22 protein-coding genes and 1 pseudogene are annotated in these 21,102 nt (G+C 61.3%); all 23 read right to left on the bottom strand.

Translation table 11 applies throughout. The features are described from left to right. Window positions 1–25 precede the first annotated feature (25 nt). On the bottom strand, window positions 26–736 hold the full coding sequence (locus AC3IX4_RS08065) for a CheW domain-containing protein (RefSeq protein ID WP_489260037.1): 711 nt from the start codon (window positions 734–736) through the stop codon (window positions 26–28). Beyond that, a complete protein-coding gene (locus tag AC3IX4_RS08060; RefSeq protein ID WP_489260036.1) occupies window positions 736–1,524 on the bottom strand; it encodes a ParA family protein in 789 nt (262 codons plus the stop codon). Before AC3IX4_RS08060 ends, AC3IX4_RS08065 begins: the two co-directional genes overlap by 1 nt. A 43-nt stretch (window positions 1,525–1,567) precedes the next feature. Further along, window positions 1,568–2,455: a flagellar motor protein MotD gene (motD, locus tag AC3IX4_RS08055; protein WP_489260035.1), complete on the bottom strand. Its 888-nt coding sequence runs from the start codon at window positions 2,453–2,455 to the stop codon at window positions 1,568–1,570. Window positions 2,456–2,458: 3 nt separating this feature from the next. After that, entirely contained in the window at window positions 2,459–3,199 is a 741-nt protein-coding gene (locus AC3IX4_RS08050) for a flagellar motor protein (RefSeq protein ID WP_489260034.1), read from the bottom strand. Then, on the bottom strand, window positions 3,199–4,308 hold the full coding sequence (locus AC3IX4_RS08045; protein ID WP_489260033.1) for a protein-glutamate methylesterase/protein-glutamine glutaminase: 1,110 nt from the start codon (window positions 4,306–4,308) through the stop codon (window positions 3,199–3,201). Before AC3IX4_RS08045 ends, AC3IX4_RS08050 begins: the two co-directional genes overlap by 1 nt. A 45-nt stretch (window positions 4,309–4,353) precedes the next feature. Continuing rightward, window positions 4,354–6,399, bottom strand: coding sequence for a chemotaxis protein CheA (locus AC3IX4_RS08040; protein WP_489260032.1), 2,046 nt, complete (start codon window positions 6,397–6,399; stop codon window positions 4,354–4,356). A gap of 11 nt (window positions 6,400–6,410) precedes the next feature. Further along, window positions 6,411–7,199, bottom strand: a complete 789-nt coding sequence (locus AC3IX4_RS08035; RefSeq protein WP_489260031.1) for a protein phosphatase CheZ — start codon at window positions 7,197–7,199, stop codon at window positions 6,411–6,413. 19 nt (window positions 7,200–7,218) lie between these two features. After that, window positions 7,219–7,593, bottom strand: coding sequence for a chemotaxis response regulator CheY (gene cheY, locus AC3IX4_RS08030; RefSeq protein WP_166569285.1), 375 nt, complete (start codon window positions 7,591–7,593; stop codon window positions 7,219–7,221). 158 nt (window positions 7,594–7,751) lie between these two features. Then, entirely contained in the window at window positions 7,752–8,492 is a 741-nt protein-coding gene (gene fliA, locus AC3IX4_RS08025) for an RNA polymerase sigma factor FliA (protein WP_489260030.1), read from the bottom strand. After that, a complete protein-coding gene (fleN, locus tag AC3IX4_RS08020; RefSeq protein ID WP_489260029.1) occupies window positions 8,489–9,322 on the bottom strand; it encodes a flagellar synthesis regulator FleN in 834 nt (277 codons plus the stop codon). Before fleN ends, fliA begins: the two co-directional genes overlap by 4 nt. Window positions 9,323–9,421: 99 nt before the next feature. Then, window positions 9,422–10,732 (bottom strand): flagellar biosynthesis GTPase FlhF, encoded by a 1,311-nt coding sequence (gene flhF, locus AC3IX4_RS08015; protein WP_489260028.1) that lies wholly within the window; start codon window positions 10,730–10,732, stop codon window positions 9,422–9,424. Window positions 10,733–10,743: 11 nt separating this feature from the next. After that, window positions 10,744–12,873, bottom strand: a complete 2,130-nt coding sequence (gene flhA, locus AC3IX4_RS08010) for a flagellar biosynthesis protein FlhA (protein WP_489260027.1) — start codon at window positions 12,871–12,873, stop codon at window positions 10,744–10,746. 467 nt (window positions 12,874–13,340) lie between these two features. Further along, window positions 13,341–13,634: a hypothetical protein gene (locus AC3IX4_RS08005; RefSeq protein WP_489260026.1), complete on the bottom strand. Its 294-nt coding sequence runs from the start codon at window positions 13,632–13,634 to the stop codon at window positions 13,341–13,343. Window positions 13,635–13,711: 77 nt separating this feature from the next. After that, complete coding sequence (flhB, locus tag AC3IX4_RS08000; protein ID WP_489260025.1) at window positions 13,712–14,848, bottom strand: flagellar biosynthesis protein FlhB; 1,137 nt, start codon at window positions 14,846–14,848, stop codon at window positions 13,712–13,714. A 1-nt stretch (window position 14,849) separates the two neighbouring features. Next, entirely contained in the window at window positions 14,850–15,626 is a 777-nt protein-coding gene (fliR, locus tag AC3IX4_RS07995; RefSeq protein WP_489260024.1) for a flagellar biosynthetic protein FliR, read from the bottom strand. 6 nt (window positions 15,627–15,632) lie between these two features. After that, window positions 15,633–15,902 (bottom strand): flagellar biosynthesis protein FliQ, encoded by a 270-nt coding sequence (fliQ, locus tag AC3IX4_RS07990; protein ID WP_166569278.1) that lies wholly within the window; start codon window positions 15,900–15,902, stop codon window positions 15,633–15,635. A 2-nt stretch (window positions 15,903–15,904) separates the two neighbouring features. Further along, a pseudogene (gene fliP / locus AC3IX4_RS07985) lies at window positions 15,905–16,670 on the bottom strand (flagellar type III secretion system pore protein FliP). Further along, complete coding sequence (gene fliO / locus AC3IX4_RS07980) at window positions 16,651–17,079, bottom strand: flagellar biosynthetic protein FliO (protein WP_489260023.1); 429 nt, start codon at window positions 17,077–17,079, stop codon at window positions 16,651–16,653. Before fliO ends, fliP begins: the two are co-directional and overlap by 20 nt. Then, window positions 17,080–17,553 carry a flagellar motor switch protein FliN gene (gene fliN, locus AC3IX4_RS07975; protein WP_489260022.1) on the bottom strand — a complete coding sequence of 158 codons (474 nt, stop codon included), beginning with the start codon at window positions 17,551–17,553 and terminating at the stop codon, window positions 17,080–17,082. It lies immediately after the preceding gene. Between the two features lie 51 nt (window positions 17,554–17,604). Next, a complete protein-coding gene (gene fliM / locus AC3IX4_RS07970) occupies window positions 17,605–18,573 on the bottom strand; it encodes a flagellar motor switch protein FliM (RefSeq protein WP_489260021.1) in 969 nt (322 codons plus the stop codon). Window positions 18,574–18,582: 9 nt separating this feature from the next. Further along, window positions 18,583–19,077, bottom strand: a complete 495-nt coding sequence (fliL, locus tag AC3IX4_RS07965; protein WP_489260020.1) for a flagellar basal body-associated protein FliL — start codon at window positions 19,075–19,077, stop codon at window positions 18,583–18,585. 412 nt (window positions 19,078–19,489) lie between these two features. Next, window positions 19,490–20,689 carry a flagellar hook-length control protein FliK gene (locus AC3IX4_RS07960; RefSeq protein WP_489260019.1) on the bottom strand — a complete coding sequence of 400 codons (1,200 nt, stop codon included), beginning with the start codon at window positions 20,687–20,689 and terminating at the stop codon, window positions 19,490–19,492. A gap of 89 nt (window positions 20,690–20,778) precedes the next feature. Further along, a complete protein-coding gene (locus AC3IX4_RS07955; protein WP_489261244.1) occupies window positions 20,779–21,072 on the bottom strand; it encodes an Hpt domain-containing protein in 294 nt (97 codons plus the stop codon). Window positions 21,073–21,102: the final 30 nt, after the last annotated feature.

Here is a 21,102-nt window from a genome sequence, read left to right as displayed (position 1 = left end):
GCCGGTGTGCCGCAAGGTGCGGCGGTCATTGTGTGTGGCACGCGCCTTGCGGCATCTGGCGCACCGCACCGCTGGCGATCAGTTCGGCCAGTTGAGCAACGTCCAGCAAGGCGCACATATGTTCGATGACGGTGCCCGCCAACCAGGGCCGCTGGCCGCGCTGGGTACGCCACTTGATCTCGGCCGGGTCCAGGCGCAGCGAGCGGCTGACCTGATGCACCGCCAGCCCCCATTCATAGCCCTGCACTGAAATCACGAATTGCAGGCCCTGCTGGAAATCCTCGTGGTAGCGCTCGGGCATCACCCAGCGGGCGGTGTCAAGCACCTTCAGGTTGCCGCGCTGGCTGGGCAGGATGCCGAGAAACCAATCCGGTTGGCCAAACAGCGGTGTCAACGCCTGCCCTTGCAGCGAATAGATCGAACCCAGGCACACCAGTGGCACCGCCAGGGTCAGCCCGGCCACTTCGAACAACAGGCACTCGAACGGTTCGGCGGCCCACTCCGGGCGACCGTCGGCGGTCAGGCGCGGCGCGGTCGCCGCGGGCAAATGAACGTCCACCACCGGCTCAACCCACTCGACGACGGGCACTTGCGGTGATTCGATCGTCGGTTCAAGCACCACTTCAACCTGCGCCTCGACGACGTCAATGACGTCAGTGGCTTCCTGCAGCAACCCATCCAGATAGGATTGCAACGCCAATTGCGGACGGCTGGTGATCGAAGCCGGACGGTTCATCAAGCCACCTGCCCCAGAAGTTGCTGGGCCAATAAGTGCTTGAGCAAGGCCCGATAGGCAATGACGCCCCGGCTCTTGCCGTCGAACTGCGACGGCGTCTGCCCGGCTCGGCTGGCATCGCGCAGGCGGGTATCGACCGGGATATAGCCTTGCCAGGTATGGTCGGGGAAATTGTCGTGCAGCTCGCGAAGCGTACCAATGGACGCCTGGGTGCGGCGGTCGAACAGGGTCGGCACAATATGAAACAGCAAGGACTGCTTACGCGACCGGTTGATCATCGCCAAGGTCCTGACCATCTGCTCCAGCCCCTTGACCGCCAGGAATTCGGTTTGCACCGGTATCACCAGTTGCTCGCAGGCCGCCAAGGCATTGACCATCAGCACACCCAACAGTGGCGGGCAGTCGATGATCGCGTAGTCGAAGTCGTCCCACAGCTGTGCCAGGCTTTTAGCGATCACCAGGCCCAGGCCATTTTTGCCGGGAGATTGACGCTCCAGCACGGCCAAGGCAGTGCTGGAGGGCAACAACGATATTTTTTCGTCGCTGGTGGACAGCAACAGTTGCCCGGCCAACCCCTCGGGCACATTGCCCTTGTGCAGGAACAGGTCGTAGCAGCTGTGCTCGAGCAAATCGGGGTTGTGCCCAAAATAGCTGGTCATCGAGCCGTGCGGGTCGAGGTCGATCACGACCACGCGCTTGCCCGCCTCGGCCAACAAGCCGGCCAGGGCGATGGAGGTGGTGGTTTTACCGACCCCTCCTTTTTGATTGGCGACTGCCCAGACTCTCATTGCGCTTTCCTGCCGGCCGGATCGAGTGCCGTGCCGAGACACGTTATAAGGCCGGTGACGGGGAATTGACGGACCCACTTCTCACCGGCGGCGTTTGCCCCGAAGGTGCAGTTTGTGTGCCAGCACGCTTCAAGGCCGCATCCGGCGTTGCATTGGCCGTGCCGGTACCGGTCAGGCTGCGGCGCACTTCCAGGTTGCGGGAAATCACCAGCACCACCCGGCGATTGCGCGCCCGGCCTGCAGCCGTGTCGTTACTGGTCACCGGCTGGAACTCTCCATACCCCACCGACGCCATGCGCCCAGGGCTCACCCCTTCCATCGCCAATAAACGGACAATGCTCGCCGCCCGCGCCGACGACAGCTCCCAGTTGGTCGGGTACTGAGCCGTGCGGATCGGCTGGTTATCGGTAAAGCCTTCAACGTGCACGGGGTTGCCGTAGGGGTTGAGGATCTTCGCAACCTTCTCGATGATGCTGAAGGCCTTGTCGCTGGGCATCGCATCGCCGCTGCCAAACAGCAGCGCCGAGTTCAATTCGATCTCGATCCACAGCTCATTGCCGCGCACCGTCACCTGGTTGGACTTGATCAAGTCGCCAAAGGCCTCGCGCATGTCCTGGGCGATGGTTTGCAGCGGCTCGGCGGGCGATTGCGCAAGACCCGCATCCGCTTGTTCGCTGTCCTTGACCAGCGCCTCGGCGGGCTTGACCGTCAGCGGATGCTCGTCACCGATGGGAATCGGCCGCAGACTGCGCTCGGGGTCATTGAACACGCCGATCAGCGCCTGGGACAGAACCTTGTATTTACCTTCGTTGATCGACGAGATCGAATACATCACCACAAAGAAGGCAAACAGCAGCGTGATGAAGTCGGCATACGACACCAGCCAGCGCTCGTGATTGACGTGTTCTTCAGTGCGGCGACGACGGGCCATGCGTTACTCCATGAAGCCCTGAAGCTTCAGTTCGATCGAGCGCGGGTTCTCACCCTCGGCGATCGACAAAATGCCTTCCAGGAGCATTTCCCGGTAGCGCGTCTGGCGATGGGCAATGTTCTTGAGCTTGCTGGCCATGGGCAGCAATATCAGGTTGGCACTGGCCACACCGTAGATGGTGGCGACAAAGGCTACGGCGATGCCATTACCCAATTGCGTCGGGTCGGCCAGGTTGCCCATCACATGGATCAACCCCATGACCGCGCCGATGATGCCGATGGTCGGCGCGTAGCCGCCCATGCTTTCGAACACCTTGGCTGCCTGCACATCGCGGTTTTCCTGGGTATCGATATCCACCTCCAGGATGCTGCGGATCGCCTCGGGTTCGGCCCCGTCTACCAGCAACTGCAGGCCTTTGCGGGCGTAGCTGTCCAGCTCGGTTTCAGCCACGGATTCAAGGCCCAGCAAGCCTTCCTTGCGAGCGGTCAGGCTCCAGCTCACCACTCGGTCGATGCCACCGGCCAGGTCGATGCGCGGCGGGAACAGAATCCAGCCCACGATCTGCAAGGCGCGCTTGAAGGCCGGCATCGGGGACTGCAACAGCGACGCCGCCAGGGTACCGCCCAGCACGATCAAGGCGGCAGGACCATTGAGCAGCGCCGACAGGTGCCCGCCTTCCAGGTAGTTGCCGCCGACGATGGCGACGAAGGCCAGAATCAGGCCGATCAGGCTAAGTACATCCATTACACGCAGGCCTCGACCAGGTGCCGACCGATCTCATCCAAGCCGTAGATCGCATCGGCGAGGTTGGCTTTGACGATGGCCATGGGCATGCCATAGATCACGCAACTGGCTTCGTCCTGAGCCCAGATATGGCTGCCACTTTGCTTGAGCAGGCGCGCGCCTTCACGACCGTCCGCGCCCATGCCGGTCAACACCACCGCCAGCACTTTGTCGCCATAGGACTTGGCAGCCGAGCCGAAGGTGATGTCCACAGAAGGCTTGTAGTTCAGGCGATCGTCACCGGGCAGGATCTTCACGGCCCCGCGCCCGTCGATCATCAACTGCTTGCCACCCGGCGCCAGCAGGGCCAGGCCCGGACGCAGAATGTCGCCATCTTCGGCTTCCTTGACCTTGATGCGGCAGAGTTTATCCAGGCGTTCGGCAAACGCCTTGGTAAAGGCCGCGGGCATGTGCTGGATCAAGACAATCGGTGCCGGAAAGTTGGCGGGCAGCTGGGTCAGCACTCGCTGCAAGGCCACCGGGCCACCCGTTGAGGTGCCGATAGCCACCAGGCGATAGGCCTTGCGCTTAGGGGCCGGCGACGTCGGCACAGAAGGCGTCGAGACCCTGCTGGGCAAGGTCGCCGCCCGGCTCGGCACACTGCTGCTGTACAGGCTGCTGATGGGTGTGGCGGGGGCTGCCACAGGCTGGCTGTAGCCACTGAAACGGCGGTTGCTGCGCGAAAGGGTATGGACTTTCTCGCACAGCAGTTGCTTGACCTTCTCGGGGTTGCGCGAAATGTCTTCGAAGTTTTTCGGCAGGTAATCGACCGCACCGGCATCCAGCGCATCGAGGGTGACGCGAGCGCCTTCATGGGTCAGCGAGGAAAACATCAACACCGGGGTCGGGCAGCGCTGCATGATATGCCGCACGGCGGTAATGCCGTCCATCAACGGCATCTCGTAGTCCATGGTGATGACGTCCGGCTTGAGCGCCAGGGCCTGGTCGATCGCTTCCTTGCCATTGGTGGCGGTACCCACGACCTGGATAGCGGGATCGGTGGAGAGAATCTCCGAGACGCGGCGGCGGAAAAAACCCGAATCATCCACCACCAGGACTTTGACTGCCATAAACACTCCATTGAGGGGCACGGCCCGAAGGCCGCGCCACCGGGATCAAATACGCCGCGTCGCGTAACGCTTGAGCATGCTCGGAACATCGAGGATCAGGGCGATGCGGCCGTCACCGGTAATGGTGGCGCCGGACATGCCCGGTGTCCCCTGGAGCATCTTGCCCAGCGGCTTGATGACCACTTCTTCCTGGCCCACCAGTTGGTCGACGACAAAACCGATGCGCTGGGTCCCCACCGACACGATCACCACATGCCCTTCGCGCTGCTCTTCATGCTTGGCCGAAGCCACCAGCCAGCGCTTGAGGTAGAACAGCGGCAGCGCCTTGTCGCGCACGATCACCACTTCCTGGCCGTCGACCACGTTGGTGCGCGACAGGTCCAGGTGGAAGATTTCGTTGACGTTGACCAGCGGGAAGGCGAACGCCTGGTTGGCGAGCATGACCATCAGGGTCGGCATGATCGCCAGGGTCAGCGGCACCTTGATGACGATTTTCGAGCCCTGGCCCTTGGCCGAGAAGATATTGATCGAGCCGTTGAGCTGGGCAATCTTGGTCTTGACCACGTCCATGCCGACACCACGGCCGGACACATCGGAGATCTCGGTCTTGGTCGAGAAGCCGGGAGCGAAGATCAGGTTGTAGCATTCTGATTCGCTCAGGCGCTCAGCCGCATCACGGTCCATCAGGCCTTTTTCCACGGCCTTGGCGCGCAGGATGGCAGGGTCCATGCCCTTGCCGTCGTCGGAGATCGACAAGAGAATGTGGTCACCCTCCTGCTCCGCCGACAACACCACCCGGCCACCGCGCGGCTTGCCCGCGGCTTCACGCTCTTCTGGCGTCTCGATGCCGTGGTCGACGGCGTTGCGCACCAAGTGCACCAACGGGTCGGCCAGGGCTTCGACGAGGTTCTTGTCCAGGTCGGTTTCTTCGCCGACCAGTTCAAGGTTGATCTCTTTTTTCAGTTGCCGGGCCAGGTCGCGTACCAACCGAGGGAAGCGCCCGAACACTTTCTTGATCGGTTGCATGCGGGTCTTCATGACCGCGGTCTGCAAGTCGGCCGTGACCACATCCAGGTTCGACACGGCCTTGGACATGGCCTCGTCGCTGCTGTTGAGGCCCAGGCGGACCAGGCGGTTACGCACCAGCACCAGCTCTCCGACCATGTTCATGATTTCGTCCAGGCGCGCCGTGTCGACCCGCACCGTGGTCTCGACTTCGCTGGCCACCGGTTTTTCCACCACCGGCGCCCGGGCAGCCGGCGCACGAACGGGCTCGGGCTGGGCCTGCGGCTTGGGCTGGGCAACGGCGGTCTCGCGGTGCTGGGGCGCAGGGGCTGCGACTGCAGCGGGCTCGAACTTGCCCTTGCCGTGCAACTGGTCCAGCAAGGCTTCAAATTCATCGTCGGTGATTTCGCTGCTGTCGGGTGCCGGGGCCACCGGTGCAGGTATCTGCGGCTCACTGAGCGCCGCAGGGGCGAACTGGCCCTTGCCATGCAACTGATCGAGCAGGGCTTCGAATTCTTCGTCGGTGATTTCATCATGGGCTGGCTCCACCGCAGGGGAAGGAGCAGGCGCCTCGGCCTGGGCCTTGACCGCACTGAGTGAATCCAGCAGTTGTTCGAACTCACTGTCGGTGATGTCGCCAGGCTCCTGAGCCTGATCCACCGCTGCCACTACGGCCACGACGGGCACACCTATCGGTGCAGGTTCAGCCAAACGCGCCAGGGCCTCCAGCAACTCAGGGGTCGCTGGGGTGACGTCGTGGCGCTCACGCACCTCGCTGAACATGTGGTTGACGGTGTCCAGTGCTTCGAGCACGACATCCATCAGCTCGGAATCCACCCGGCGCTCGCCCTTGCGCAGGATATCGAAGACGTTTTCGGCGATATGGCAGCACTCCACCAGCTCGTTGAGCTGGAGGAAGCCGGCGCCCCCTTTTACAGTGTGAAAACCACGAAAGATCGCGTTGAGCAAATCGGCATCATCGGGTCGGCTTTCCAGCTCGACCAGTTGTTCGGACAGTTGCTCAAGAATCTCGCCGGCTTCTACCAGGAAATCCTGAAGGATTTCTTCATCGGCGCCGAAGCTCATTTACGTGCTCCCTAAAAGCCCAGGCTGGATAGCAGATCGTCAACATCGTCTTGACTTGACACGACGTCATCTCGCTTATCGGCATGAATCTGCGGACCTTCACCCCTGGCGGGATGATTTTCCTGATTTTTTTCGTTGGCCAGCAGTTGGTGATCGTGCTGAATACCCGCAAAACGATCCACCTGGCTTGCCATCAGCACCAGCTTGAGCAGGTTGCTTTCGACTTCAGTGACCATCTGCGTGACGCGCTTGATGACCTGGCCCGTGAGGTCCTGGTAGTCCTGGGCCAGCAGGATGTCATTGAGGCTGCCAGACACGGTGCGGGCATTCTGCTCGCTGCGCGTCAGAAAACTGTCGATCCGCTTGGCCAGTTCACGAAACTCCGAAGCCTCGACTTCCCGGCGCATGAAACGCTGCCAGTCGACGCTCAAGGCCTTGGCCTCGCTGCCCATGTCATTGACCACCGGCGTGCTCTGCTCCACCAGGTCCATGGTGCGATTGGCCGCCGCCTCGGTCAGCTTGACCACATAAGACAAACGCTCAGTGGCATCAGTGATCTGTGAGACTTCCTCGGCCTGCGGCATGCGCGGGTCGATCTGAAAGCTGACGATGGCGCTGTGCAGTTCGCGCGTCAGCTTGCCGACCTCTTGATACAGGCCACGGTCACGCGTCTGGTTCAGCTCATGGATCAGATGTACCGCGTCGCCGAACTTGCCTTTTTCAAGGCTGTTCACCAACTCGTGGGCATGTCTCTTCAGGGTCGACTCAAAGTCACCCAAAGACGAATTGTTAGGCTCCATAGCGCTCCCGTGGCGATCTTCAGCTGTTGACGCGCTCGAAGATCTTTTCGATCTTTTCTTTGAGCGCTTGGGCCGTGAATGGCTTGACCACGTAACCGTTCACACCGGCCTGGGCGGCCTGGATGATCTGCTCACGCTTGGCTTCGGCGGTCACCATCAACACCGGCAGGTGGCTCAGGCGCGCATCGGCACGCACAGCCTTGAGCAGGTCCAGCCCGCTCATGCCTGGCATGTTCCAGTCGGTGACGAGGAAATCAAAACTGCCGCTGTTGAGCATTGGCAGCGCGGTGTTGCCATCGTCGGCTTCATGGGTGTTGGTGAACCCCAGGTCGCGCAACAGGTTCTTGATGATCCGCCGCATCGTCGAAAAATCGTCAACGATGAGGATTTTCATGTTCTTGTCCAATTCGACCTCCAAGCAGTCTTAAACGCACCCGGCTACGGGGTGCGCATTCAATCAAATCCGGTGTTTTGTTGCGTGCCACGACTGCATGAATTCGCAACGTCGTGCAGAACGTCTTTGCTACCCGTCGATCGACTGGCAGCCCCAGCTCAACGTGCCCGCCATTCCCCCAGGCGCCCACGCAAACGCGCGGCGCACTGACTGTGCAACTGGCTGACCCGTGACTCACTGACGCCCAACACTTCGCCGATTTCCTTGAGGTTCAGTTCCTCGTCGTAATACAAGGCCAGAACCAGACGTTCACGCTCGGGCAGATTGGCGATGGCATCGGCCAGCGCGGCCTGGAAGCGTTCGTCTTCCAGATCACGCGACGGTTCAAGCTGTGCGCTCGCGCCGTCCTCATGCAGCCCTTCGTGCTCGCCGTCCTGCAACAGGTCGTCGAAACTGAACAGGCGGCTGCCCAATGTGTCGTTCAAAATCCCGTAGTAATCATCAAGGCTCAATTGGAGTTCGGCCGCAACTTCGTGATCTTTAGCGTCACGGCCGGTTTTTGCTTCAATTGCCCGAATCGCATCACTGACCATACGGGTATTGCGGTGGACCGAGCGGGGAGCCCAGTCGCCCTTGCGGACCTCATCGAGCATCGCACCACGGATGCGAATACCGGCGTAGGTCTCGAAACTGGCGCCTTTGCTGGCGTCGTATTTGTTGGACACTTCCAGCAGGCCAATCATGCCGGCCTGGATCAGATCCTCGACTTGCACACTGGCCGGCAAACGCGCCAGCAAGTGGTAGGCAATGCGCTTGACCAGCGGGGCGTATCGCTCGATCAACTCGCTCTGCGAGTCACGCGAGGCCTTGCTGTACATGCGATAGCCGCTGGCATTCATAGCACCGGCCCTGTGCTGGTCCGCTGCACCAGCCGCTCGACGAAGAATTCCAGGTGCCCACGGGGGTTGGCGGGCAGCGGCCAGGTGTCGACCTTCTGGGCAATGGCCTTGAAGGCCAGCGCGCACTTGGAACGTGGGAAGGCTTCATAGACGGCACGCTGCTTCTGCACCGCCTTGCGCACGCATTCGTCATAAGGCACCGCGCCCACGTATTGCAGGGAGACATCAAGAAAACGGTCGGTGACCTTGGTCAGCTTGGCAAACAGGTTGCGCCCTTCCTGCGGGCTCTGGGCCATGTTAGCCAGGACCCGGAAGCGGTTCATGCCGTAATCGCGGTTGAGCAGCTTGATCAACGCATAGGCATCGGTGATCGAGGTAGGCTCGTCGCACACCACCAGCAGCACTTCCTGGGCGGCGCGCACGAAGCTGACCACCGAATCACCGATACCGGCCGCGGTGTCGATCACCAGCACGTCGAGGTTGTCGCCAATATCGCTGAACGCCTGGATCAGGCCGGCATGCTGGGCGGGCGTGAGGTGGACCATGCTCTGGGTGCCAGACGCGGCCGGGATCACCCGCACACCGCCCGGCCCCTGCAACACCACATCGCGCAGCTCGCAGCGCCCCTCGACCACGTCGGCCAGGGTGCGCTTGGGGGTCAACCCCAGCAGTACGTCGACATTCGCCAGTCCCAGGTCGGCGTCCAGCAGCATGACACGACGGCCAAGCTCAGCCAGCGCCAGGGACAAGTTCACTGACACGTTAGTCTTGCCGACGCCACCCTTGCCGCCGGTCACCGCGATCACCTGTACTGGATGCATGCTGCCCATGTTCGTTCTTTACCTTGTCTTTCTTAGACCGCGGCCACATGACTGACTGCGCGCGGCAGCCGGACAATGCAGGTACTTTGTTGTTGTTCCATGTTCACCTCAGCCCACTCGCTGGCCGGGGCGCTGGTAGAGATCAGCGAACATATCGGCCATCGCCTCTTCGCTGGGCTCTTCCTGCATCTGCACGCTGACCGCGCGACTCACCAACTGGTGACCGCGCGGTACGTGCAGGTCGTCAGGAATGCGCGGGCCATCGGTTAGGTAGGCAACCGGCAATTCTTGACTGATGGCCAGGCTCAGCACTTCGCCAAGACAAGCCGTTTCATCCAGTTTAGTCAGGATGCACCCCGACAGGCCGCAGCGCTTATAGCTGTGGTAGGCGGCGGTGAGCACCTGTTTCTGGCTGGTAGTGGCCAAAACCAGAAAGTTGCGTGCCTTGATGCCACGCCCGGCCAGGCTTTCAAGCTGCATGCGCAGGGCCGGGTCGCTGGCCTGCAGGCCAGCGGTGTCGATCAGCACGACGCGCTTGCGCAGCAACGGTTCCAGCGCCTGGGCCAACGACTGCCCAGGGTCAACGTAGGTCACCGAGACATTGAGGATTCGCCCCAGGGTCTTGAGTTGCTCCTGGGCGCCGATACGGAAGCTGTCCATGCTCACCAACGCCAGGCTCTGCGCGCCGTACTTGAGTACATAGCGCGCAGCCAGCTTGGCCAGGGTGGTGGTCTTGCCCATGCCGGCCGGGCCGACCATGGCAATCACCCCGCCCTCTTCGATCGGCTCGATCTCAGGCACCGTGATCTTGCGCGCCAGGTGGGCCAGCAACATGCGCCAGGCATGGCGTGGGTCTTCGATTTCGCGGGTCAGTTCCAGCAGGTCACGCGACAGCGGGCCAGACAGGCCAATGCGCTGCAGGCGTCGCCAGAGGTTGGCCTGCTGTGGTTTGCTGCCTTGCAGTTGGGTCCAGGCCAGGGAGCCGAGCTGGACTTCCAGCAGCTCGCGCAAGCCACTGAGCTCCGAACGCATGGAGTCGAACAGGCGGTGGTCGACCGGCGGCATGGCAGGTGGCGCAACCGGGCGTGGCGGCTCCTCGAAATGGGGCTCGACCAGGGGTTCGGCAGCGGTCAGCGGCAAACCTGCGAACAACTGGCCATTGGTATTGGCATCGTTGCGAATGCTCAGCTCAGCCTGCGCGGTCACGATACGCGACTGGGTCTTGCGCAACTCGTTCTCGAGTTCAACGTTTGGCGCGCTGGGCGCCAGTGCCGACAACTTGTAGTCCAGCGCCGCCGTCAGCTCGACACCGCCAGCAATCCGCCGGTTACCAATGATGGCGGCGTCGGGCCCCAACTCATCGCGAACCAGTTTCATCGCTTGGCGCATGTCGGCAGCGAAAAAACGCTTAACTTGCATAACCCGTTACCTCAGCCATTGGGCCCTACTGTTGCAACGATGGTGACTTGCTTGTTGTCGGGTATTTCCTGATACGCCAGAACGTGCAAATTCGGTACAGCCAGACGACCGAAGCGCGACAGCATCGCCCTGACCGGCCCTGCGACCAGCAGGATCGCCGGCTGCCCCTGCATTTCCTGACGCTGGGCAGCTTCGATCAACGAACGCTGAAGTTTTTCGGCCATGCTCGGCTCCAGAAGAACAGCTTCTTCCTGGCCTTGTCCGGCGCGCTGCAAACTATTGAGCAAAATTTGTTCCAACCTTGGCTCAAGCGTGATCACAGGCAGCTCGGGCTCAAGCCCCACAATGCTTTGCACGATGGCGCGACACAATCCGACACGCACCGCGGCCACCATGGCGGCAGTATCTTGACTCTTGTTGGCATTGTTGGCGATGGCCTCGGCGATGCTGCGGATATCGCGCACCGGCACCTGTTCGGCCAGCAGCGCCTGCAGTACTTTGAGCAAACCGGACAACGACAGAATGCCCGGCACCAGTTCTTCGGCAAGCTTGGGCGAGCCCTTGGCCAGTACGTTCAGCAACTGCTGGACCTCTTCGTGGCCGATCAGCTCATGGCAATGCTTGTACAGGATCTGGTTGAGGTGCGTGGCGACCACGGTACTGGCGTCGACCACAGTGTAGCCCAGGGTCTGCGCCTGGCTGCGCTGGCTGAGCTCGATCCACACCGCTTCGAGGCCGAAAGCCGGGTCTTTGGCGGTGATACCACTGAGGGTGCCGTAAACCTGGCCTGGGTTGATCGCAAGCTCTCGATCCGGGTAGATCTCGGCTTCGGCCAGGATCACCCCCATCAGCGTCAGGCGATAGGCGCTGGGCGCCAGGTCAAGGTTGTCGCGGATATGCACGGTGGGCATCAGGAAGCCCAAGTCCTGGGACAGCTTCTTGCGCACGCCCTTGATCCGCGCCAGCAATTGGCCGCCCTGGTTGCGGTCTACTAGCGGAATGAGGCGGTAGCCCACCTCCAGGCCGATCATGTCGATGGGGGTGACGTCATCCCAGCCCAGCTCCTTGGTTTCTTGGGTGCGCTGGGGGGAAGGCAGCAAATCCTGCTGGCGCTGAACCTCTTGCAGGGCCTGGACTTTCTGCTGGTTCTGGTTGCGCCACACCAGATACGCGATGCCGCCCGCGACCATGGCCAGGGAAATAAACGAGAAATGCGGCATGCCCGGCACCAGGCCCATGACCAGCATCAGGCCGGCCGACACCGCCAGTGCCTTGGGCGAGGCGAACATCTGCCGGTTGATCTGCTTGCCCATGTCTTCGGAGCCCGAGGCACGAGTCACCATGATTGCCGCGGCGGTGGACAGCAGCAGTGATGGCAATTGCGCCACTAATCCGTCTCCGATGGTCAACAGGGCGTAAACCTTACCGGCTTCGGCAAAGCTCATGCTGTGCTGGAAGATACCGATGGCCATGCCGCCGATCAGGTTGATGAACAGAATCAACAGGCCGGCAACGGCGTCACCGCGCACGAACTTGCTGGCACCGTCCATGGAACCGTAGAACTCGGCCTCTTGGGCCACTTCCGTGCGGCGAGCCTTGGCCTGGGCCTGGTCGATCAGGCCGGCGTTAAGGTCGGCGTCGATGGCCATCTGCTTGCCGGGCATGGCGTCCAGGGTGAAGCGTGCGCTCACCTCGGAAATACGCCCGGCGCCCTTGGTGACCACCACGAAGTTGATGATCATCAGAATCGCGAACACCACGATACCGACCACATAGTTACCGCCGATCACCACCTCGCCGAAGGCCTGGATCACCTTGCCGGCTGCGGCGTGGCCATCATGACCGTGGAGCATCACCACCCGTGTCGACGCCACGTTCAGCGCCAGGCGCAGCAGGGTCGCCACCAACAGGATGGTCGGGAAGACGGCGAAATCCAGCGGCCGCAGGGCGTACACGCACACCAGCAGCACAACGATGGACAAGGCAATGTTGAAGGTGAAGAACACATCGAGCAAAAACGGCGGCACCGGCAGCATCATCATCGCCAGCATCACCAGCAACAACAGCGGCACACCCAGATTGCCCCGACCCAGGCCGGACAAGTTGCTGCGGGCAGCATTGATTAACTGGGTACGATCCACCGATTTTCCTCACAAGCATCAAGCAAACTTTTGACGCCATAGAGGGCGCAGCGCTGCTATTGCAAGAAGCTTTCCAACTTGGCCATTCACGATGAACCCATCGCGCGCAAACCGGTAGGAGCCAAGCTTGCTTGCGATGCAGGCACCGCGGTTGTACAGGAAAATCGCGGCGATATCATCGCGGGCGAGCCCGGCTCCTACCCGTTGTAGGAGCCAAGCTTGCTTGCGATACAGGCACCGCGGTTTTACAGGTAAATCGCGGCGATATCATCGCGGGCGAGCCCGGCTCCTACCCGTGATTCAGGCGCCGCAGCCATGTAGGAGCCAAGCTTGCTTGCGATGCAGGCACCGCGGTTTAACGGGTAAATCACGGCGATATCATCGCGGGCGAGCCCGGCTCCTACCCGTGATTCAGGCGCCGCAGCCATGTAGGAGCCAAGCTTGCTTGCGATGCAGGCACCGCGGTTTTACAGGTAAATCGCGGCGATATCATCGCGGGCGAGCCCGGCTCCTACCCGTGATTCAGGCGCCGCAGCCATGTAGGAGCCAAGCTTGCTTGCGATACAGGCACCGCGGTTTAACGGGTAAATCGCGGCGATATCATCGCGGGCGAGCCCGGCTCCTACCCGTGATTCAGGCGCCGCAGCCATGTAGGAGCCAAGCTTGCTTGCGATGCAGGCACCGCGGTTGTACAGGAAAATCGCGGCGATATCATCGCGGGCGAGCCCGGCTCCTACCCGTGATTCAGGCGCCGCAGCCATGTAGGAGCCAAGTTTACTTACGATACAGGCACCGCGGTTGTACAGGTAAATCGCGGCGATATCATCGCGGGCGGACCTCAAGAATCGCGCTGAAGGTCCGGGGGGATAGGCAGGTCTTTCAATGGATCAGGCCGTTTGCCGCGCCCGGCCTTGTATTGGCGGATCTGGTAGACATACGCCAACACCTGCGCCACGGCGAGGTACAACCCGGCGGGGATTTCCTGATCGACTTCGGTGGAGTAGTAGATCGAGCGCGCCAGCGCCGGGGATTCGAGCAACTGGATCTGGTGCTGGGTAGCGATTTCACGGATTTTAAGGGCCAGAAAATCGCTGCCCTTGGCCAGCAGGATCGGCGCCCCGCCCTTCTCGGCGTCGTATTTGAGCGCCACCGCATAATGCGTCGGGTTGGTAATCACCACATCAGCCTCGGGAATTGCCGCCATCATTCGCCTTTGAGACATTTCTCGCTGGACCTGGCGAATTCGCTGCTTGACCTCGGGCCGGCCTTCGCTGTCCTTGAATTCGTCGCGCACTTCCTGCTTGGTCATCATCAGCTTCTGCTTGCTCTGATACAGCTGGATCGGCACATCCACCGCCGCAATCAGCAGCAGCCCCAACGCCATCCACAGCGTGCTCCACCCCACCACCTGGACACTATGCACAATCGCCAGCTCCAGCGGCTCATGGGCAATCGCCAACAAGTCGTCGCGGTCGGACATCAGCACCACCAACGCCACGATCAACACCACGAAAAACTTGGCCAAGGCCTTGAGCAGCTCGGTCAAGGCGTGCATCGAAAACATCCGTTTAAGCCCGGACAGCGGGTTCATGCGGCTGAATTTCGGCGCAAGGCTACCGGTGGCGAACAACCAGCCACCCAGCGAAATCGGCCCGACCAGCGCTGCCAGCAGCAACAGCAACAACACCGGCTGAGTCGCCAACAGCGCGATCTTGCCAGAGTTGAGCAAGAAGATGCCCATGTAGCGCTCATCGAGCAACACTTCGCGAGGCAAGCTGAAGTTGAGCCGCATCAACTCCAGCAAGGCCTGGGCCAGGGCGCCGCCAAATATCAGCAGGCCGCCCGCCCCCGCCATCATCACCGCCAACGTATTGAGCTCTTTGGAGCGAGCGATTTCGCCCTTCTCGCGGGAGTCTTTCTTACGTTTGTCGGTGGGGTCTTCTGTCTTGTCCTGCCCGCTTTCGCTCTCTGCCATTTCAGCGTGCCCTGGCCAATTCGCGCAGCCACTGCAAAGCCTCGGAGGCCAGCGGCTGATACTGGTTGAGGATATCGGCCATGCTGACCCACAGAATGAACATGCCCAGCACCAGGGTCAGTGGAAAACCGATGGAGAAGATATTCAGCTGCGGCGCCGCCCGGGTCATGATGCCAAAGGCGATGTTGACCACCAGCAGCGCTGTGATGGCCGGCAACACCAGCAACAAGGCTGCACCCAACACCCAGCCCATGCGCCCGACCAGCTCCCAGAAATGGTTGACCAACAGCCCCCCACCCACCGGCAAGGTGGTAAAGCTCTCGGCCAGCACTTCGAACACCACCAAATGCCCGTTCATGGCCAGGAACAACAGGGTCACCAGCATCGTGAAGAACTGCCCGATCACCGCCACCGACACGCCGTTGGCGGGGTCGACCATGGACGCAAAGCCCATGCCCATCTGGATCGCGACGATTTGCCCGGCAATCACGAAAGACTGAAAAAACAGCTGCAGCGAAAGCCCGAGCAAGGCGCCGATAATCACCTGTTCGCCGATCAGCAGCAGCGCGCTCAGGTCCAGCGCATGCACCTGAGGCATAGCCGGCAAACCGGGCGCGATCACGACGGTAATGGCGAGGGAGAAATACAAGCGAATGCGCACGGGCAACAACGTAGTGCCGAACACCGGCATGGTCATCAGCACCGCCGCCACGCGAAACAGCGGCAGCATGAAGCTGGCGACCCAAGTGCCAATCTGTGTATCGCTCAGCTCAAGCATGGCCGCTTACCCGATCAGTTGCGGAATGCTGCCGTACAGCGACAGGATGTATTCCATAAACGTGCGCACCAGCCAGGGCCCGGCCACGATCAAGGTCACCAACATCACCAACAGCCTTGGCAAAAAGCTCAAGGTTTGTTCGTTGATCTGGGTCGCGGCCTGGAACATCGCCACCACCAGGCCCACTAACAGGCTGGGGATCACCAACACGGCGACCATCAAGGTGGTCAGCCACAGGGCATCACGAAACAGGTCGACAGCGACTTCTGGCGTCATGGCTAAACACCCCCGAAACTGCTGGCCAAGGTGCCAATGATCAACGCCCAGCCATCCACCAGCACAAACAGCATGATCTTGAACGGCAACGAGATAATCAAAGGCGACAGCATCATCATACCCATGGCCATCAGCACACTGGCGACCACCAGGTCGATGATCAAGAACGGAATGAAGATCATGAAACCGATCTGGAAAGCGGTCTTGAGCTCCGAGGTGACGAAGGCCGGTACCAGAATGGTCAGGGGGGCCTGATCGGGGCTTGCGATGTCGGTGCGCTTGGACAGGCGCATAAACAGCTCCAGATCACTCTGCCGGGTCTGGGCCAGCATGAAGTCCTTGATCGGCACCTCGGCCTTGGCGATCGCATCCTGGGCGCTGAGCTTCTCAGCCAGGTAAGGCTGCAGGGCATCCTGGTTCACCCGGTCGAACACCGGCGCCATGATGAACATCGTCAGAAACAGCGCCATGCCGGTGAGGATCTGGTTGGACGGCGTTTGCTGCAGGCCCAGGGCCTGGCGCAGGATCGAGAAGACGATGATGATCCGGGTAAAGCTGGTCATCAGCATGACAAACGCCGGGATGAAACTCAGCGCCGTCATGATCAGCAGGATCTGCAGGCTGACCGAATATTCCTGCTGGCCATCGGCCCCGCTGGACAGGGTGATCGCCGGAATCGACAACGGGTCGGCCGCCAGCGCCAGCGGCGCCGCCACCAGTAGCAGCAGCGTCAACAGCAAGCGCGACATCAAGGCTTATCCTTTTGATCCTTGCCCAACAGCTCCATCAGGCGCTGGGCAAACTCGGGGGAGGCGGGGCGAGTGGCCTCGCAAGGCTCCACTGGCTTGGTCAGCACGTGCAGCGTGGTGATGCTGCCCGGGGTGTGGCTAAGCAGGATCTGCTCCTCGCCCACCTGCACCAGCACCAGCCGGTCCCGCGGGCCGAGGGCGCGGGTGCCGATCACGTCGATCACCTGGCGACCACGGGGTGCGGCGTTCTGCACCTTGCGCAGCAACCAGGCGAGCAGAAAGATCAGCCCCAGCACCAGCAGCAAACCCAGCACCAGCTGCGTCAACTGGCCGCTCACGCTGCCGCTCGCCGATATCGACGAAACCGGCTCCGCCGCCAGCACCTGCGTGCTCAGCCCCGCAAGCACTGCTACCCAGAGCTTGTCCATTCAGCGCAGCTTCTTGATGCGTTCGCTGGGGCTGATCACGTCCGTCAGGCGGATGCCGAACTTTTCGTTGACCACCACCACTTCGCCATGCGCAATCAAGGTGCCATTGACCAGCACGTCCAACGGCTCACCGGCCAGGCGATCAAGCTCGATCACCGAACCCTGGTTCAGTTGCAGCAGGTTGCGAATGTTGATTTCGGTACTGCCCACTTCCATGGAAATGGTCACCGGAATATCCAGGATCACATCCAGGTTCGGGCCTTCCAGGCTCACGTGGTGGTCATTGCCACGCGGCGAGCTGCCGAACTCTTCCAATCCCATGCGGTTGGAAGGCGCGCGCGCGCTACCGTTATCGGCAGCCAGCAAGGCATCAATATCGGCCTGGCTGCTGTTGCCTGTTTCGCTCAGGGCCGCGGCCCATTCATCAGCCAGCGCCTGGTCTTCGGCGGAAATGGTTTCGTGTTCGTTCGCCATGGTGTCCTCGACGGCATTACATCTGGGAGAGGGTCTAAACCTGCGCGCTGTTCAACGGCGCGCAATAGGCTCAATCACTTGCAAGGCCAGGTTGCCCTTGTGGGAACCGAGCTTGGCCTTGAAGGCCGGCACGCCATTGGCGCGCAGGATCAATTCGTCGGACATCTCGACCGGGATCACATCGCCCGGCTGCATGTGCAGGATGTCGCGCAGTTTCAGCTGGCGGCGCGCCACGGTGGCGCCCAGCGGTACGCTGACATCCAGCACGTCCTCGCGCAGGGCCTTGCTCCAGCGCTCGTCCTGGTCGTCCAGGTCTGACTGGAAGCCCGCATCGAGCATCTCGCGCACTGGCTCGATCATCGAGTACGGCATGGTCACGTGCAGGTCGCCGCCACCGCCATCGAGCTCTATATGGAAGGTCGACACCACAATGGCTTCGCTGGGGCCGACGATGTTGGCCATGGCCGGGTTCACTTCCGAGTTGATGTACTCGAAGTTGATTTCCATGATCGCCTGCCAGGCTTCCTTCAAGTCTTTGAAGGCCTGATCGAGCACCATGCGCACCACGCGCAGCTCGGTCGGGGTGAACTCCCGCCCTTCGATCTTGGCGTGACGGCCGTCACCGCCAAAGAAGTTGTCCACCAGCTTGAACACCAGCTTGGCATCGAGAATAAACAGCGCAGTACCGCGCAACGGCTTGACCTTGACCAGGTTGAGGCTGGTCGGCACATACAGCGAGTGGACGTACTCGCCGAACTTCATCACCTGCACACCGCCCACGGCCACATCGGCAGAACGACGCAGCAGGTTGAACATACTGATACGGGTATAACGGGCAAAGCGCTCGTTGATCATTTCCAGGGTCGGCATGCGGCCGCGCACGATCCGGTCCTGGGTGGTCAGGTCATAGCTTTTGACACTGCCAGGCTCAGCGGGGCTTTCGATGGCGACCAAACCATCATCGACACCGTGCAAGAGGGCGTCGATTTCATCCTGGGACAGCAGGTCTTGCACGGACATGTCGTGTTCCTACTGCAATACGAAATTGGTGAAGAGCACCTGGTCAATGACCGGCTTGCCCACTTCTTTTATCGCCACTTCCTGCACGCTGGCCGTGGCCTTCTGGCGCAGCATTTCCTGGCCAATCGGGGTGGCCAGGGTGTCGAAAGGCTGCGCGGAGAACAGCATGACCAAATTGTTGCGAATCACCGGCATGTGCACTTTGAGCGCATTGAGCTCGCCCTGATCGCGGGCCAGCAGGGTAATGCTGACTTGCATGTAGCGCTGGCGGCCATTCTGGTTGTAGTTGACGACAAAAGCCGGAGTCAATGACTCGTACAGGGCCATCGGCTTGGTGCTGGCGACCTCGGTGGCCGCTTCTGGCTTGCTCTCGCTCTTCTGCAGGAAAAACCAGGTGGCGCCCACCGAGACACCGATGGCCAGCAACAGGCCCACCACGACCAGGATAATCAGCTTGAGTTTGCCTTTTGCGGCGGGGTCTTTTGCTGCGTCGCTCTTCGCCATGCCAATAATCCGTCACTCATTTGATACATGAGCGATGCGGAGCAAGTGTTATGCCAGATCAACGTGGTGCGCAACATGAGCCACACGAGGTGCCTGCCTTGGTTTTTCCTTTGCTCTTGAGATCGAGCGCCGCCCGCGCGGCGCATCGCCGGCTAAAGCCGGCTCCCACATTGGTTGCAACGTGCCATGGCCTGTGAGATTGGAGTTGTCAGCCACGCGCCCCCCCCGAAATCACAAAAATCTAAAGCCGAACCACCAAGGCTAACAACCCCAACCCCACAGGCCATGGCACGTTGCAAAAAATGTGGGAGTCGGCTTTAGCCGGCGATGCGCCGCGCGGGCGGCGCTCGATCTCGGCAACAGCACAAAATCCAAGGCAAGCGCCTGGAAGCCTCGATACAGCCCCTCACCCTTACGCGTAATAGTCCACGACGCTGGAGCCGATCACCACGGTGCTGGCAGCTTCAATTGTCGCTACGTTGTCAACTGACTCCACGCTCTCCACCCTGCCATTACCACCGCCACTACGCTGGCCACCCTGCCCTTGCTCCTGGCCCTGCCAGCCCCGCGACTGGTCGGACACGCTGACTTGCGGCTCGCCCAAGCCCTGCTGGACGAACATCTCGCGCAGGCGCTGCTGCTGCCCTTCCAGCGCTTCGCGAACCCCGGCATGGCCGCTGCTGAAGGCGATCTGGGTTTGCTGGTCGGGGGCCAGGTTGACGCGGATGTCCAGGCGCCCCAGCTCAGCCGGCTGAAGCTGGATATCGGCCGACTTGAGATTTTGGCTGGAAAGGTACATCACGCGGTTGACCAAGCCCTCGGTCCAACCACCCTGATGCATGGCCAGCGGCTGGCTCAGCGGCGTCGGCTGAGCAGCGACATTGACGGGTTTGACCTGGGCCGCCTGGGACAGCGCCTGCAAGCGTTCGGCAAAATTGTCCACTCGCGTGTCGCTGGCGGTGCCCTTGATGTCCTTGAGGCCATCATCGAGCAGACCGGTGAAGGCCTGCTCACCCGACTCGGTGGAAGCGCCGTCGGCCGCGGCCTGTTCATCCGCAAGCGCCATGCCAGCCATTACGCCCGCCATAGGCGCAGCCTCGGCCTGGGCCGCAGCGCCCTTGCCGGCATGGGCAGACACCGTCCCCTGAGCCTGGGCGTTCTGCTCCAGGGCCAGGCGCACCATCGGCAAATCCGCCAAGGGATCGGTCGATGGGTCATAGTCGCCCTCTGCCGCCAGGGCAGCCGCCTGGGCCTGATCCACCGCTGCCAGGGTGGAAGCCTGGAGCAAGGGCTGTGCAGCAGGCTCAGCGCTCACCACCTGAACAAGAACCTCGGGCGTAGCAAGCACTGCCTGCGCCACCGCCGGGTCGCTGTCTTCCACCGTATCGTCTTTATCTTCTGCCGCCTTGGCAGGCAAATCCTTGCCGCTATCGGCAACCTTTGGCACCTCATCAGCCGTGGGCTTATCTACCGACTGCTGGGCAAATACCGTGTCAAAGCTGTCGGCCGCGCCCTTGGCTGCTTGCGGCGCACGCTCCGGCACGCTGGCGGCGGGCGCCTGCGTCTTGGTGGCCGAAGGGGCTTGCAGAAGCGGGTTGGAAGCGAGGGGCATGAAGGTCTCCGCGGCACAGTAATAAACGGCACAGTCACGAAGCTCAGGCAAAAGTCACGCCAGGTTTGCCACCCGACGCCAGGAGAGGTTCAGCAGGGAAAACGCAGACGTTCGTCGCGGTACAAACGATCGATGGCAGTGAATTCCTGATCGATGCGGTTGATCAGGTCTTCAATGCCGGACAAGGGAGGGTATTTGACCCGATCTTCCAGCTCCTGACACAGGTCAGCCAGCACGAAAGCCCCCATGTTGCTGCAGCTACCCTTGAAGCTGTGGGCGGTTTGGCCCAGTTCTTCGGCGCTGCGGGCCTGGCGCAGCAGCTCAAGCCGTGTCTGCGAGTCTTTGAGGAAAGTATCCAGCAACAGAGGATATTCATCTTCCATGACCTCTTGCAACGCGCTGAGCACGTTGTA

Source organism: Pseudomonas sp. KH_021, assembly GCF_057838865.1.
This window is presented reverse-complemented; position numbering and strand designations above follow the sequence as displayed.

Bases quoted from the DNA above. Each gene is read 5' to 3' on its own strand.
- fliQ (WP_166569278.1), bottom strand. From the start codon at position 15,902: ATGACGCCAGAAGTCGCTGTCGACCTGTTTCGTGATGCCCTGTGGCTG.
- flhF (WP_489260028.1), bottom strand. From the start codon at position 10,732: ATGCAAGTTAAGCGTTTTTTCGCTGCCGACATGCGCCAAGCGATGAAA.
- AC3IX4_RS08065 (WP_489260037.1), bottom strand. From the start codon at position 736: ATGAACCGTCCGGCTTCGATCACCAGCCGTCCGCAATTGGCGTTGCAA.
- AC3IX4_RS08060 (WP_489260036.1), bottom strand. From the start codon at position 1,524: ATGAGAGTCTGGGCAGTCGCCAATCAAAAAGGAGGGGTCGGTAAAACC.
- fleN (WP_489260029.1), bottom strand. From the start codon at position 9,322: ATGGGCAGCATGCATCCAGTACAGGTGATCGCGGTGACCGGCGGCAAG.
- fliR (WP_489260024.1), bottom strand. From the start codon at position 15,626: ATGCTTGAGCTGAGCGATACACAGATTGGCACTTGGGTCGCCAGCTTC.
- fliL (WP_489260020.1), bottom strand. From the start codon at position 19,077: ATGGCGAAGAGCGACGCAGCAAAAGACCCCGCCGCAAAAGGCAAACTC.
- fliO (WP_489260023.1), bottom strand. From the start codon at position 17,079: ATGGACAAGCTCTGGGTAGCAGTGCTTGCGGGGCTGAGCACGCAGGTG.
- AC3IX4_RS07955 (WP_489261244.1), bottom strand. From the start codon at position 21,072: ATGGAAGATGAATATCCTCTGTTGCTGGATACTTTCCTCAAAGACTCG.
- fliM (WP_489260021.1), bottom strand. From the start codon at position 18,573: ATGTCCGTGCAAGACCTGCTGTCCCAGGATGAAATCGACGCCCTCTTG.
- fliN (WP_489260022.1), bottom strand. From the start codon at position 17,553: ATGGCGAACGAACACGAAACCATTTCCGCCGAAGACCAGGCGCTGGCT.
- AC3IX4_RS08035 (WP_489260031.1), bottom strand. From the start codon at position 7,199: ATGGAGCCTAACAATTCGTCTTTGGGTGACTTTGAGTCGACCCTGAAG.
- AC3IX4_RS08050 (WP_489260034.1), bottom strand. From the start codon at position 3,199: ATGGATGTACTTAGCCTGATCGGCCTGATTCTGGCCTTCGTCGCCATC.
- flhB (WP_489260025.1), bottom strand. From the start codon at position 14,848: ATGGCAGAGAGCGAAAGCGGGCAGGACAAGACAGAAGACCCCACCGAC.
- AC3IX4_RS08040 (WP_489260032.1), bottom strand. From the start codon at position 6,399: ATGAGCTTCGGCGCCGATGAAGAAATCCTTCAGGATTTCCTGGTAGAA.
- fliA (WP_489260030.1), bottom strand. From the start codon at position 8,492: ATGAATGCCAGCGGCTATCGCATGTACAGCAAGGCCTCGCGTGACTCG.
- AC3IX4_RS08045 (WP_489260033.1), bottom strand. From the start codon at position 4,308: ATGGCAGTCAAAGTCCTGGTGGTGGATGATTCGGGTTTTTTCCGCCGC.
- cheY (WP_166569285.1), bottom strand. From the start codon at position 7,593: ATGAAAATCCTCATCGTTGACGATTTTTCGACGATGCGGCGGATCATC.
- AC3IX4_RS07960 (WP_489260019.1), bottom strand. From the start codon at position 20,689: ATGCCCCTCGCTTCCAACCCGCTTCTGCAAGCCCCTTCGGCCACCAAG.
- motD (WP_489260035.1), bottom strand. From the start codon at position 2,455: ATGGCCCGTCGTCGCCGCACTGAAGAACACGTCAATCACGAGCGCTGG.
- AC3IX4_RS08005 (WP_489260026.1), bottom strand. From the start codon at position 13,634: ATGGCTGCGGCGCCTGAATCACGGGTAGGAGCCGGGCTCGCCCGCGAT.